This window comes from Paraburkholderia sp. MM5477-R1 (genome assembly GCF_050436385.1).
Classification (GTDB): Bacteria; Pseudomonadota; Gammaproteobacteria; order Burkholderiales; family Burkholderiaceae; genus Paraburkholderia; species Paraburkholderia tuberum.
In genome coordinates this window covers 1,261,086-1,275,030 of record NZ_JBNDMC010000007.1, presented here as the reverse complement: position 1 = coordinate 1,275,030, position 13,945 = coordinate 1,261,086, and the positions used below count along the sequence as shown (strand labels likewise).

The 13,945-nt window shown below is 62.9% G+C and carries 10 protein-coding genes, 5 tRNA genes and 1 pseudogene; 2 read left to right on the top strand and 14 right to left on the bottom strand.

The window, feature by feature from the left end:
* Positions 1-2 precede the first annotated feature (2 nt).
* The 8 genes and pseudogenes from OKW35_RS34785 to gltX form a co-directional block, all read right to left on the bottom strand.
* On the bottom strand, positions 3-467 hold the full coding sequence (locus tag OKW35_RS34785; RefSeq protein ID WP_184056962.1) for a GNAT family N-acetyltransferase: 465 nt from the start codon (positions 465-467) through the stop codon (positions 3-5).
* Positions 468-590: 123 nt separating this feature from the next.
* A pseudogene (locus OKW35_RS34780) lies at positions 591-923 on the bottom strand (group II intron reverse transcriptase/maturase); the annotation flags it as partial.
* Between the two features lie 298 nt (positions 924-1,221).
* A tRNA-Asp gene (locus OKW35_RS34775) sits at positions 1,222-1,298 on the bottom strand.
* 80 nt (positions 1,299-1,378) lie between these two features.
* Positions 1,379-1,454 (bottom strand) — tRNA-Glu (locus OKW35_RS34770).
* A 61-nt stretch (positions 1,455-1,515) separates the two neighbouring features.
* Positions 1,516-1,592, bottom strand: a tRNA-Asp gene (locus OKW35_RS34765).
* A 90-nt stretch (positions 1,593-1,682) separates the two neighbouring features.
* Positions 1,683-1,758 (bottom strand) — tRNA-Glu (locus tag OKW35_RS34760).
* Positions 1,759-1,945: 187 nt separating this feature from the next.
* Positions 1,946-2,021: transfer RNA gene (locus OKW35_RS34755), tRNA-Ala, on the bottom strand.
* A 119-nt stretch (positions 2,022-2,140) separates the two neighbouring features.
* Positions 2,141-3,550, bottom strand: a complete 1,410-nt coding sequence (gene gltX / locus OKW35_RS34750) for a glutamate--tRNA ligase (RefSeq protein WP_429554437.1) — start codon at positions 3,548-3,550, stop codon at positions 2,141-2,143.
* A 488-nt stretch (positions 3,551-4,038) separates the two neighbouring features.
* On the opposite strand from gltX, the gene OKW35_RS34745 reads away from it, so the two are divergent.
* Positions 4,039-4,986, top strand: coding sequence for a patatin-like phospholipase family protein (locus OKW35_RS34745; protein ID WP_090805355.1), 948 nt, complete (start codon positions 4,039-4,041; stop codon positions 4,984-4,986).
* 113 nt (positions 4,987-5,099) lie between these two features.
* On the opposite strand, the gene OKW35_RS34740 is transcribed toward OKW35_RS34745, so the two are convergent.
* The 6 genes from OKW35_RS34740 to OKW35_RS34715 form a co-directional block, all read right to left on the bottom strand.
* Positions 5,100-5,765, bottom strand: a complete 666-nt coding sequence (locus OKW35_RS34740; protein ID WP_429355731.1) for a C40 family peptidase — start codon at positions 5,763-5,765, stop codon at positions 5,100-5,102.
* Between the two features lie 136 nt (positions 5,766-5,901).
* Positions 5,902-7,533, bottom strand: coding sequence for an ABC transporter ATP-binding protein (locus OKW35_RS34735; protein WP_429554436.1), 1,632 nt, complete (start codon positions 7,531-7,533; stop codon positions 5,902-5,904).
* A complete protein-coding gene (locus tag OKW35_RS34730; protein ID WP_184056969.1) occupies positions 7,530-8,636 on the bottom strand; it encodes an ABC transporter permease in 1,107 nt (368 codons plus the stop codon). Before OKW35_RS34730 ends, OKW35_RS34735 begins: the two co-directional genes overlap by 4 nt.
* Complete coding sequence (locus OKW35_RS34725; protein ID WP_090800650.1) at positions 8,636-9,673, bottom strand: microcin C ABC transporter permease YejB; 1,038 nt, start codon at positions 9,671-9,673, stop codon at positions 8,636-8,638. Before OKW35_RS34725 ends, OKW35_RS34730 begins: the two co-directional genes overlap by 1 nt.
* Before the next feature lie 49 nt (positions 9,674-9,722).
* Positions 9,723-11,639 (bottom strand): extracellular solute-binding protein, encoded by a 1,917-nt coding sequence (locus tag OKW35_RS34720; RefSeq protein ID WP_184056971.1) that lies wholly within the window; start codon positions 11,637-11,639, stop codon positions 9,723-9,725.
* 192 nt (positions 11,640-11,831) lie between these two features.
* On the bottom strand, positions 11,832-12,179 hold the full coding sequence (locus OKW35_RS34715; RefSeq protein ID WP_184056973.1) for a hypothetical protein: 348 nt from the start codon (positions 12,177-12,179) through the stop codon (positions 11,832-11,834).
* A gap of 463 nt (positions 12,180-12,642) precedes the next feature.
* Here OKW35_RS34715 and OKW35_RS34710 point away from each other — a divergent pair, with 463 nt between their 5' ends.
* Positions 12,643-13,929: an MFS transporter gene (locus tag OKW35_RS34710; protein ID WP_184056975.1), complete on the top strand. Its 1,287-nt coding sequence runs from the start codon at positions 12,643-12,645 to the stop codon at positions 13,927-13,929.
* Positions 13,930-13,945: the final 16 nt, after the last annotated feature.

The window sequence follows — 13,945 nt, the reverse complement described above, 5'->3', positions numbered from 1 at the left end:
CCTCAAACCCGCCGCGCCAGATGACGGATTGCGCCTAGCTGCGCGAGCCGCGGCCCGGTGAGCTTATAGCCCTTGCGCAGATAGAGCCGCGCCGCCGGATTGTCGACGAACACGCGCAACTGCAACTCGCGCAGCCCGCGCTCGCGCGCCCATTGATGCGAGATGTCGAGCAGGAACGTACCGGCGCCAAGCCGACGATATCCTTCGGCGATCTGCACGTCGCGGATATGCAGCGAATCACCCTCTTCGGTGATACGCAGCACGCCCATCGGCACGCCATCCACTTCGAGAATGAAATTCTCCGATTCGCGCCAACTGCCGAGAAACAGATCGCTGCGCCACACCAGATGATGCCGGCGATAGTAGCCGCCCATGTTGTTGCGGGTCAGCGCCTCGGCAAACTCGAAATCGTCCATGCTGGCCGTGCGCAGATGAAACGGTGACGGAGCTTCGGTGGGATCGAACATGGCAGGACCGCGAGGATGAGTCGGATAAACGGTAAAACAGGCCGCGCGCGCTGGCAATGGCTGTTTGTCCCGAGCCTTCCGGGGGGCGGCCGGCAACGGCAGTAGAAACGGAGCGGTTACGGTCCTATGTGCAGGCGCCATCAACCGCTCACCAGCACGACGGCTGCGGATATACACGTTCGCATCGTCGGCACAGCGCACGAAGCAGTGGCCGCGCCGTTCCAGTTCCTTGTCCACCACGTCGAGCAACACGTTGGCCAGCAACGGCGGATCAGCCGGATCACGCGGGCCTCCCCAATTCGTTTTCTGTAGACGGTCAATCAGGATGTCGTGGTTGACCTCCGACCGGTTTGGGGATCGTCACCCGACATACCGGAGCGGGCCGGTACGTCCCCTCTGCAACTGTTCATAAATCGCCGCGTCGTGCGCACGCCGTCCGGGCCGGAAGCCGTAGGTAAGAGCGCACTCCTTCATGGCACAGCCGCCGCATTTACGCCGCTTCGTCCTGGTCACGAGAGCTTCGCGGTCTATTACCCGCCCGCCCTGCTTGGCAACGCCTTCTATGCGGTTCTTGTTTATCGGCTCGCGACTTACGCTCCACGCTTCCTTCCCACATTCGGCCGCCGTCATGCAGTTGCGCTTCACTTCATTCGCTGTGACCAGCTCATGGCGGGACTTGCACTCGCAGGAGTGCGCCCATGCTGGGCGCACAATAAAAAAAGCCCACTTCTTGCGAAGTGGGCTTTCTCAAATCTGGCGGAGCGGACGGGACTCGAACCCGCGACCCCCGGCGTGACAGGCCGGTATTCTAACCAACTGAACTACCGCTCCAGATTTTGCATCGCAGCCTGCGAGCCATACTCTCAGCTTGCTGCACCGTTCAAACTTCCAACCGAACGACGCCGATGTTCTGGCGTCCCCTAGGGGATTCGAACCCCTGTACTCACCGTGAAAGGGTGATGTCCTAGGCCTCTAGACGAAGGGGACAACGTACTGCTTACACCTTTAATGAAAAAGCCCGTTCAAGTATGTGTGAACGGGCTTTGTCTGGCGGAGTGGACGGGACTCGAACCCGCGACCCCCGGCGTGACAGGCCGGTATTCTAACCGACTGAACTACCACTCCAGTCTTTACACCCTGCTTGCGAGCGTCGGTTAATTCTCTGCAAGCTGCGCTGCTTTACTACTACTCGAATACTAAAGCGACGCTGATGTTTGGCGTCCCCTAGGGGATTCGAACCCCTGTACTCACCGTGAAAGGGTGATGTCCTAGGCCTCTAGACGAAGGGGACAAAATCTTTTCAGATCCGTCTCAATTCGCTTTTGACTTGATCAACTCGCGCTAACTTTTCAGTTAATTCGCCAAGCTATTTTCAGGTCAACAGCGAAGACCGCTACTTTAACTACATTTCAGCGATTTGTGAAGTCTTTTTTCTACAACTATCAGACTTCTTAACCACTTTCACCTCTTTGCTCTGTTGGTGGAGGTAAGCGGGATCGAACCGCTGACCTCTTGCATGCCATGCAAGCGCTCTCCCAGCTGAGCTATACCCCCGCGCACATCAGAGAAACGAGATTTTAGAGGGCGATCTGCGCTTTGTAAATACCCTTTGAGCGATTACATGCGGATTTTTCCGGCGGCATGCGAAACCTCTGACGCACGCCGCCAACGGATTAGCCAAGCGCTTTTTCGATGCGGCTAACGACGACGTCGCGACCGAACAGCATCAGCACGCTATCGATCGACGGTGTATGCGTCGTACCCGCCACCAGCAGACGCACCGGCATCGCGAGCTGCGGCATCTTCAGCTTGTGCGTGCCGAGCGTCGCTTTCAGCGCGGCGGCGATCGCCTCCTTGGTCCATTCGACCGTATTCAATGCAGCGGCCAGATCAGCGAGCGCCGGACGAACCGCGTCGGTGACGTGCTGTGCAAGCGACTCAGCGTCGGGTGCCGGGGTGCGATAGAACATCGCGGCGTTCTGCGCGATCTCCTTCACGGTCGACGCCCGATCCTTCATCAGGCCCACCACGCCCGTCAGATCCGGACCTTGGGCGAGTGTGGCTTCGTCGATGTCGAGCTCCGCGAAGAACGGTTTCGCCAGTTCGGCGAGGCGTGCGCTGTCGGCTTCCTTGATGTAGTGCGCGTTGAGCCAGTTCAGCTTGTCATGGTCGTACTGCGCCGGCGACTTGCCGAGGTGCTCGAGATCGAACCACTCGACGAACTGCTCGCGCGTGAAAATCTCCGCGTCACCATGCGACCAGCCGAGGCGCGCCAGATAGTTGACGACCGCTTCCGGCAGATACCCCGCATCGCGATAACCCATCACGCTCATTGCGCCGTGGCGCTTGCTCATCTTCTCGCCCTGCTCGTTCAGCACGGTCGGCAGGTGTGCATACACCGGCGGCTCGCCACCGAGCGCGCGCAGTATGTTGATCTGGCGCGGCGTGTTGTTGACGTGGTCGTCGCCACGAATCACGTGAGTGATGCGCATGTCGAGATCGTCGACGACGACGCAGAAGTTATACGTCGGCGTGCCGTCCGGACGCGCGATCACGAGGTCGTCGAGTTCTTCGTTCGAGATTTCGATGCGGCCTTTCACCGCGTCGTCCCACGCGACCACGCCGGTCAGCGGATTGCGAAACCTTAGCACCGGCTTCACGCCCACGGGCGGCTCCGGCAGCACCTTGCCCGGCTCCGGGCGCCACGTGCCGTCGTAGCGCGGCTTTTCGCCTGCTTCGCGCTGGCGCTCGCGCAGCGCTTCGAGCTCTTCGGTCGACATGTAGCACGGATAGACGAGCCCCGCCTCCTGCATCTGCTTCAGCACTTCGCCGTACCGGTCCATGCGCTGCATCTGGTAGAACGGGCCTTCGTCGAAATCGAGGCCGAGCCACGCCATGCCTTCGAGAATCGCGTCGACGGATTCGGTCGTGGAGCGCTCGAGGTCGGTGTCCTCGACCCGCAGCACGAAGGTCCCTTTCATCTTGCGCGCGAACGCCCACGGATACAGCGCGGAGCGGATGTTGCCCAGGTGGATGAAGCCGGTGGGACTCGGTGCGAAACGGGTACGAACGGAGGTGGTCATTAGCGGTTACTCGGAAAACAGGCGCCGGCGCTCAGGCGAACACGACTGCGAAGCGCGGCAGCGAAGCGTGCCCATGCTGCGCGCGACGTCGCGCACGGCCACGAGGGAATAAGTGCAAGAGCCGAATTATACCTTCCGCACGCGGGTTGCCGCCCTCGTCCGAACGGCCTATGGCGCATGGGCGAACGGCGTCCGGACATCTGCGTACGCACCTTCCCGGCGCTCGCCCAACTCATCTTGAAAAAGCGCCGCGTCAGTTCCGAATACTTCCTCTGCAACGTTTCATTACAGCGGACCGCGCGAGCCGATCGTTTGCATTAAGATGTGCGCGCGCTGCGATGCGGGCTTACCGCACCTCGATCCGATCCGGAGCGAACACCGCTGCAAGCGCGCGCAATCGCCGTCGGCGATCCGCCCGGTCTGACCTCAGCCTGATCGCGGTACGCGCGACGCCGCTCGCGTCGCGCGCGCCGTTGCTGGAGAACTCGTTGAAACCCTCATCCCCGAACTTGAGCCGCCGCAGCTTTTCGCTAGCGGCCGCATCCGCGGTGCTTGCCGCCTGCACCACGACCGCCGGCAAACTCGATGGCGCGCCGATCACCGCGACGCCCGCCGTTCCCCCGCCGCCTGAAAAAGCGCAACAGAAGCCGGTTCGCGTCGCGCTCGCTCTCGGCGGCGGCGCCGCGCGCGGCTTTGCGCACATCGGCGTCATCAAGGCTCTCGAGGCGCGCAATATCCAGATCGACCTGATTGCCGGCACGAGCGCCGGCTCCGTCGTCGGTGCGCTGTACGCGTCGGGCATGAACGGCTTCGCGCTGAACAAGCTCGCGCTGTCGATGGACGAAGCGTCGATCAGCGACTGGGCGATGCCGTTTCGTACGCGCGGCTTCCTGCAGGGCGTCGCGCTGCAGAACTACCTGAACACGACGCTGAACAACCGCCCGATCGAGAAGATGGCTAGGCCGCTCGGCGTGGTCGCGACCGATCTGCAAACCGGCCAGCCGATCCTGTTCCAGCGTGGCAACACCGGCATCGCGGTGCGCGCGTCGTGCAGCGTACCGTCGATTTTCGAGCCGGTGAAGATCGGCGGTCACGAGTACGTGGATGGGGGTCTCGTGAGTCCGGTACCGGCGTCGTTCGCGCGCAAGATGGGCGCGGATTTCGTGATCGCCGTCGATATCTCCCAGCGACCGGAAAACGGCGTCACGGCAAGCTCGTTCGACGTGTTGATGCAGACCTTCACGATCATGGGCCAGACGATCAAGGCCTACGAGCTCGACAAGTATGCCGACGTGGTGATCCGGCCGAATCTCGCGGCGATGAGCGGCAGCGATTTCTCACAGCGCAACGCCGCGATCCTCGCCGGCGAGGAAGCAGTCGCGAAGATGATGCCGGAGTTGCAGCGCAAGCTCGCCGCGCGGCGCATGGGAGCCTGAAAGCCCGGCGACGCACGGTCGCTGTGCGTCGCCATGGCAAAAACGCGCGCATCAAACGCAAAAAGCCTGCTTCGAACGAAGCAGGCTTTTTTATCGCCAGGCCTGGCGCCGAATCAGTTATTCCCGCCGATCGTCGCGGTCACGCGCTTGCGCAGATCGTCGGCCTGATACGAGGTCTCGATCCGACGCGCACCCGTAAAGCGCTTTTCCCAGTAGCCGTCATCCATGTCGTCGACGCGGATCGTGCTGCCGGTGGACGGCGAGTGCACGAACTTGTTGTCGCCGATATAGATGCCGACGTGCGAGAACGTGCGGCGCATCGTATTGAAGAACACCAGATCGCCCGGCTTCAGGTCGCTTACCCGCACCTTCTCGCCCAGGCGGCTCATTTCCTCGGCACGGCGCGGCAGCGCGAGACCGAGCGTGTCCTGGAACACGTAGCGCACGAAACCGCTGCAATCGAGCCCCGAATCAGGCGTATTGCCGCCCCAACGGTAGCGAACGCCGATCATGTTCAACGCGCCGACCACCACGTCGCCCGCTTTGCCGGCCATGCCCGAAAGGAACGATTTGGCGCTGCCGCTTTCGCCGCCTGCGGCCTTGGTTTGGGGAGTGAGAAGGGAGAGAGGATCCGAGCCGTTGGTGGGCGGATATGAGGCATTCTGATTAAAACCGCTTACTTCGTCGGCGAACGCGCCGGGAGCTGCTGCCATCAAGACGCCAATGAACATCCCGGCGACGACGCGCGTGCAAGCCTGGGTGAAGTTTCTGTGCTGCATTGGTCGGTAGTTTTTGCCAAAAAATCAGGGGTCTAGAAAAAAAGTTTGCTCGATACTAGCCAGTAAGTATTTGCCTGTCAAAAGGAATAGGAAAAATCAATCGACAGACGCACTCAATTGGGGAAAGGGTGAAAAATCAACGATCAAGCGCCGCTTTCAGCAGCTTTCGCGTGTAAGGATGCACGGGTGCAGCAAAAATTTTCTCGACTTCGCCGGTCTCGACGATCGATCCGTTTTGCATCACCACGACTCGGTGCGCCATCGCCCCGATCACTTCCAGGTCGTGGCTGATGAATACGAAGCCGAGGTTGTATTTGTGCTGCAAACCGGTGAGCAGCTTGAGCACCTGCTGCTGGATCGATACGTCGAGCGCGCTGGTCGGTTCGTCGAGGATCAGCACGCGCGGCTCCAGTACCAGCGCGCGCGCGATCGCGATGCGCTGCCGCTGCCCGCCCGAAAATTCATGCGGGTAGCGATACAGCGCAGTCCGGTCGATGCCGACTTCGCGCAGCACCGCGACGACCTTGTCGCGCCGCGCCTGCGGAGTCATCTGCGGCCGATGCAGCGCGAGCCCCTCACCGACGATCCGCTCGATCGTCTGCCGCGGCGAAAGCGAACTAAAAGGGTCTTGAAAGACGACCTGCATATTCGAGCGCAGCGCGGTCTTTTCGGCGCCGCGATAGCTCGCGAGCGCCCTGCCCTGAAACTGGATCTCGCCATGCGCGGTGCGCTGCAGACCGAGCAGTGCCATCGCGAGCGTCGACTTGCCCGATCCCGATTCACCGACGATCCCGAGCGTCTCGCCCTGGCGCACCGACACGTTCGCCGCGTCGACCGCGCGAAACCGCCCCGCGCCGAACCAGCCACGCAGGCCGGTCAGTTTCGTTCTGAAGTCGACCGCCACATCGCGCGCTTCGAGCAGCACCGGCGAGATCGGCAGCACCGGCACGACCTCGCGCTGCGGCCGGCTCGCGAGCAGCCGCTGGGTATACGGATGGCGCGGCGCCTCGAACACCTGCTCGACCGTGCCGGTTTCGACCAGCACGCCTCGCTCCATCACCGCGACGCGCTGCGCGAAGTGACGCACGAGGTTCAGGTCGTGCGTGATCAGCAGCACGGCCATGCCGCGCTTTTTTGCTTCGTCGCGCTGCAGTTCCAGCAGAAGCTCGACGATTTGCGCGCGAATCGTCACGTCGAGCGCGGTGGTCGGCTCGTCGGCGAGCAACAGGCGCGGCCGGCAGGCGAGCGCCATCGCGATCATCGCGCGCTGCCGCTGCCCGCCCGACAACTGATGCGGGTAGCTGTTGATGCGCTTCTCCGGCTCGGTGATGCCGGTGCGCGCGAGCAGCGCGACCGCCCGCCTGCACGCTTCGGTCGCGCTGACGCCGTCATGCACGACGATCGTTTCCGCAATCTGGTCGCCGATCGTATACAGCGGATTGAGCGCGGTCATCGGTTCCTGGAAGATCATCGCGATGTCCGAGCCGCGCAGGCCACGCATCGCACGCTCGCTCTTCGCGAGCAGATCTTTGCCATCGAAGCGGATCGCCCCGCTCACCTGCGCGTCGTTCAGCAGGCGCAGCACCGACAGCGCGGTCACGCTCTTGCCCGAGCCCGACTCGCCGACGAGCGCGACGCGTTCACCGCGCGCGATCGCGAGCGTGACGTCGTCGACGGCCACCGTGTCGCCGAACGCGATACGCAGATGGTCGAGTTCGAGCAGCGGCATGTCCGTCGATTGCGGATCGATTTGCGGCAGCGCGCTCATTGACCACCTCCGGCGTGTATCGCATCGGAGATACGCGTGTCGAGCGCGTTGCGCAGCGCGTCGCCCATGAAGGTCAATAGCAGCAGCATCGCCACCAGCACGCCGAAGGTCGACACCGAGATCCACCACGCGTCGAGATTCGCCTTGCCCTGAGCGAGCAGTTCGCCCAGGCTCGGCGTCGGCGGCGGCACGCCGAGGCCGAGGAAGTCGAGACTCGTCAGCGCGAGAATCGCGCTGCTCATGCTGAACGGCAGGAACGTGATGACCGACGTCAGACTGTTCGGCAACACGTGACGCCACATGATCTGCCAATGCGACAGGCCCATCGCGCGCGCGGCGCGCACGTAGTCCTGCTGGCGATTGCGCAGGAACTCGGCGCGCACGTAGTCGGACAGGCCGATCCAGTTGAACAGCGACAGCAGCACGATCAAAAGAGCGAAGCTGCGCTCGAAGATCGATGAAAAGATGATCAGCAGATAGAGCTGCGGCATCGCGTTCCAGATCTCGATCAGACGCTGCCCGACGATGTCCGTTCGCCCTCCGAAGTAACCTTGCACCGCCCCCGCGGCGATGCCGACGATCGTGCTGATCACGGTCAGCACGAGGCCGAACACGACCGACACGCCGAAGCCGTACAGCAGACGCGCGAACAGATCGCGGCCGCGGTCGTCGGTGCCGAGCCAGTTCTCGCGCGACGGTGGCGCCGGGTTGGGCGTCTTCGAAAAGTAATTGAGCGTGTCGTAGTAGTAGTGATTCGGCGGATACAGCGCGAAGTTGCCCGGCGCATCGAAGCGGTGACGGATGTACGGATCGAGATAATCGGCCGGCGTGGGGAAGTCGCCACCGAAGGTGGTCTCGGCGTAGGTCTTGACGAGCGGGAAATACAGATGGCCGTCGTAGCGCACGACGACCGGCTTGTCGTTCGACCACAGCGGCCCCACGAGGCTCGCCGCGAACGCGACGACGAAGATGATCAGGCTCCAGTAGCCGAGACGCTGCTGGCGAAAACGCTGCCACACGCGACGCGCCGGCGACGGCGACATCAGTGCCCGCGCAGGTTCGGTGCGCGCCGCCGCGTCGGCGGAAAGGCGGGCTCGATTCATCAGCGCTCCAGTTGTTCGAATTGGATGCGGGGATCGACCCACACATAGCAAAGGTCGGAGATCAGCCGCGTGACGAGGCCGATCAGCGTGAACAGATACAACGTGCCGAGCACGACCGGATAGTCCCGCCGCATCACCGATTCATACGACAGCAACCCGAGCCCGTCGAGCGAGAACAGCGTTTCGATCAGCAGGCTGCCGGTGAAGAACGCGCCGATGAACGCGCCCGGGAAATTGACGATCAGCGGCAGCAGCGCATTGCGAAACACGTGCTTCCACAACACGCGCCGCTCGGACAAACCTTTGGCACGCGCGGTCAGCACGTACTGCTTGCGGATTTCGTCGAGGAACGCGTTTTTCGTCAGCATCGTGACGACCGCGAAGCTGCCCACCACCGACGCCGTGATCGGCAGCGTGATATGCCATAGATAGTCGAGGATCTTGCCGACGAGGCTCAACTGGTCCCAGTTGTCGGAAGTGAGGTTGCGCAGCGGAAACAGCTGCAGGAACGTGCCGCCGCCGAACAGCACGAGCAGCAGCACGCCGAGCACGAAGCCCGGAATCGCGTAGCCGACCAGCACGACGAGGCTCGTCGCGATATCGAAGTGCGAGCCGTTGCGCACCGCCTTCGCGATGCCGAGCGGCACCGATATCAGATAGGTGAGAAAGAACGTCCACAGGCCGATGCTGATCGACACCGGCAGCTTCGACACGATCAGCGACAATACGCTCTGGTGACGGAAATAGCTCTGGCCGAGATCGAAGGTCGCGAAGCGCTTGAGCATCAGCACGTAGCGTTCGAGCGGCGGTTTGTCGAAGCCGTACAGCTGCTTCAGTTGCGCGATCTGTTGCGCATCGACGCCGCTATGCGAGCGCAGCCCGAACGGCGAGGCGCCCTCCGCGCCCTTGCGCAGTTCGTGCTGCATCTGCTCGACGGGGCCGCCCGGCACGAACTGGATCACGACGAAGGTCAGCGTCAGCACGCCGAGCAGCGTCGGGATCATCAGCAGCAGGCGTTTGAGGATGTAGCTCCACATAGGCGGTGTTCCAGTGCGAACGCGTTGGTGGGGGCGATGGATCTGCGGATCAGTCGGCGCTGCCCGTGGGCGTGCGCGCCCGCGGATCCTCGTACCACCACATCGTCGTGATCCAGCCCTCCGCACCATAGTACAGCGGCAAAGTCTTCGGCCACGCGAGCCCGCGCTTGAACGCGACGCGATGGGTGCCGCTGTACCAGTGCGGCACCACATAGTAGCCATGCATCAGCAGACGGTCGAGCGCGTGCGCGGCATCGGTCAGTTGCTCGCGCGTTTGCGCATGCACGAGCGCGTTCAACACCGCGTCGACGGCCGGCGACTTCAGGCCGATCGCGTTGTCCGAGCCGGGGGTATCGGCGGCCTTGCTGCCGAAGCGGGTGATCTGCTCGGAGCCCGGCACCTGCACGTCGGGCATGCGAATCGTCGTCACGTCGAAGTCGAATGCGTCGAGCCGCTTCTGATAGACCGCGAAGTCGGTGGTGCGGAAGTTCGCGGTAATGCCGAGCTTTTGCAGATTGCGCGTGAAGGTCGCGATGATCGGCTCCATCGACGAGGCCGAACCCGAGTCGTCGAGTATCTCGAACTGGAACGGCTCGCCCTTCGCGTTGCGCAGCGCGCCGTCACGATAGGTCCAGCCGGCCTGCTGCAGCAGATCGCGCGCCTGCAGCAGATTCGCGCGCAGCGAGCCGGGCGGATCGGTATCGGGCTGCTTCGGCGGCGGCCCGAATACCGCCGGGTCGAGTTGGGCGCGAAACGGCTCCAGCAGCGCGAGTTCGCCAGGCGAAGGCAGCCCCTTCGCCTGCCATTCGGTATTGGCGAAATAGCTGTCGATGCGCGTGTACTGGTTGAAAAACAGCTGGCGGTTCAGCCACTGAAAGTCGAGCGCGAGATCGAGCGCCTTGCGCACCCGCACATCCTGGAACAGCGGCCGGCGCGTGTTCAGGAAAAAGCCCTGCATGCCGGTGCCGTTGTGCTGCGCAAACTCGCGCTTGATCAACTCGCCACTGTCGAACTTCTTGCCGACGTCGCGCCGCACCCAGTTGCGCGCGATATATTCGACCAGCGCGTCGTACTCGCCAGCCTTGAACGCCTCGAGCCGCGCGGTGCTATCGGCATACAGCTTGTAGACGATGCGATCGAAGTTGTTCATGCCGACGCGCACCGGCAGATCGGCGCCCCAATAGTGCGGGTCGCGTTTGAACGTGATCGTGCGGCCGTTGTCGTAGCTGTCGATCAGATACGGCCCGCTGCCGACTGGCTTTTCGAATGCGAGCTGGTCGAATGGAACACGGCTGCCGTCGGGCTTCATCCCCCACTTGCGCGAGAACACCGGCATGCTGCCCGCGAGCAGCGGCAACTCGCGATCGCGATCGCGAAACTCGAAGCGCACCGTGGCCGGATCGACGACGACCGCACGCTTGATCTCGCTGAAAAGCGATGCGAACTGTGGCGCGGCCTGCGGGCTCTTCAGCGTGTCGAGAGAGAACTTGACGTCGTCGGCGGTCACAGGGTCGCCGTTCGAAAAGCGCGCGCGCGGATTGATGTGAAACGTGACCGACAGGCCGTCGGGCGCGACGACGATGTCGTCGGCGAGCAGCCCGTAGGCGGACGCGACTTCGTCGCTGCTGCCGATCGTCAGGCTCTCGAACATCAATTCGAGGCCGGGCGCCGCATTGCCACGCAGAGTGAACGGATTGAACTTGTCGAAGCTCGTTAGACGGCTCGGGTTCGCGAGCACGAGCGTGCCGCCTTTCGGCGCATCGGGATTGACGTAGTCGAAGTGCTTGAAGCCGGCCGGATATTTGGGCTCGCCGTATTGCGCGATCGCATGCGCGGCATGCGCGTGCGGCGCGACGAGCAGACTCGCGCACAGCAACGCGACGGCGAGCGCGGCGCGCAAGGGTCCGTGGATCACGCTGTGTCGAAGTCCCTCAGGCGTTTGAACCCGTCGCGAGCCAGTTGTCATGGAGTCGTGCTGGTAAATGGGCAGTGGCGATGTGGGGGATTCTACCCAATTAGCTTGCGCGATCTGGCGGGCGACTGCGACGAAATGCGTCAGCGACGGATGTTTCAGCACAAAAAACAAAACCGCCCTCCAAGGGCGGTTCTGTCATCGCTGCGGCCGGTTGGCGCGCTTCAGCGCTGACGCAGTGGCGACTCAGTGCCAGCCGCGATGTTGGTCGTAGTGACCCCGCGCATAGTCGCCGCGGCCCGGCGGATGGTGGCGATACCAGTCGTTGCGCGCCCAGTAGCGATGGCCGTCCCAGTAACGGTCGCCATGCCAGCCGATCACGATTTGCGGACCGCCGTAGTACACGGGAGCCGGCTGATAGACGACGGGCGGCGGCGGAGGCGGCGGCGGTGCGTAGACCGGCGCCGGTGCGACGTAGACCGGCGCGGGAATGCCGATATTGACCCCAACGTTGAGCCCCGCGGCCATCGCGGCACCCGATGCAGCCAACGTCAACACGCCGAACACAAGCGGAACAAGACGAGCGGACTTCATTGATCACCTTTGTAGGAACATGTTTTGTTGGCGGAAATATAACGCAAAGGCAGCAACACGCGTATTTCAACTTTGTAATAACTGATGCTGAAAATCGCCTCGCCGGCGGCGCGTAATGTCTGGTTACACACGCCAGACGGCGGTGAAAAGCACCCTCCGCGCGGGCGCCGGCTCGCGGCCTGACTGACATCCCGAAAACGAACATTTTAAAGTTCGAAAGAACATATCTGTTCGATATTCCTCACCACAGTCATCCGATCACCGCTCGGAGACGTGGCAAAAAAAATATTAAATTATCGAGAAAAATCAAGGAAACACGTGGCACCGCCTATGGTTTTCCCCGATATCCAGGTCGTTTCCAAGTGATAGGATGACTGCCATTGAAAACCAATAAATGTTCGAATTCGCGCATGCCCGAGCACTGCGTCGGAAGCAACCGCTCAATGCGCCACGGAGACTGATTTTGAAAACGATCAAGGGATTGCGCTGGTGGATCATCGCCCTCGTGTGCGTTGGGACGATCGTCAACTATCTGTCGCGCAACGCGCTCGGCGTGATGGCGCCCGAGCTGATGAAACTGCTGCACATGAACACGCGGCAGTACTCGTACGTGGTCGGCGCGTTCCAGGTCGGCTATACGGTGATGCAGCCCGTCTGCGGCCTGATCATCGATCTGATCGGCCTGCGCCTCGGCTTCGCGCTGTTCGCGTGCCTGTGGTCGCTGACCGGCGTGTTCCACGGTTTCGCGGGCAGCTGGTTTTCGCTCGCGGCGCTGCGCGGCTTCATGGGCCTGTCCGAAGCGGTCGCGATTCCGGCCGGCATGAAGGTCGTCGCCGAATGGTTTCCCGATCGCGAGAAATCCGTCGCGGTCGGCTACTTCAATGCGGGCACCTCGCTCGGCTCGCTGCTCGCGCCGCCGCTCGTCGTTTTCCTGTCGCTGCGCTACGGCTGGCAGAGCGCGTTCGCGGTGACCGGCGCGCTCGGCTTCGTGTGGGCCGCCGCATGGTTCGTGCTGTACCGCTCGCCCGCCGAGCACAAGCGCGTGAGCGATGCCGAGCGCGCCGCGATCGTCGAAGGCCAGGCACCGCCCGCCGCGCGCCGCGCGAGCGTGCGTGAAGTGCTGCGCACGCGCCGCTTCTGGGCGATCGCGCAAGCGCGCTTTTTCGCCGAGCCCGCGTGGCAGACGTTCAGCTTCTGGATTCCGCTGTATCTCGCCACGCAGCGTCATATGGATCTGAAGCAGATCGCGATGTTCGCGTGGCTGCCGTTTCTCGCCGCGGACCTGGGCGGTCTGTTCGGCGGCTATCTGTCGCCATTCCTGATGAAGCATTTTCGCGTGCCGCTGATCTGGTCGCGCATCTCGGGCGTCGTGCTCGGCGCGCTGATGATGATCGGGCCGGCATCGATCGGTCTCGTCGCGTCGCCCTACCAGGCCATCGCCCTCTTCTGCGTCGGCGGCTTCGCGCACCAGATGATCTCGGCGCTCGTCAACACGCTCGCCGCCGACGTATTCGATCCGGGCGAAGTCGGCACCGTCGCCGGCTTCGCGGGCATGGCCGCGTGGATCGGCGGCCTCGGCTTCTCGCTGATGGTCGGCGCGCTCGCCGATTCGATCGGCTACACGCCGCTGTTCGGTGCGCTCGGCGCATTCGACATCATCGGCGCGACGCTGCTGATCATCCTGATGCGCGGTGTGCCGCGCCACGGCCGCGCGCGCCGCGCCGAACTGAGCGTCAACACGGCTGCCTGACCTTCCTGGAAGACTC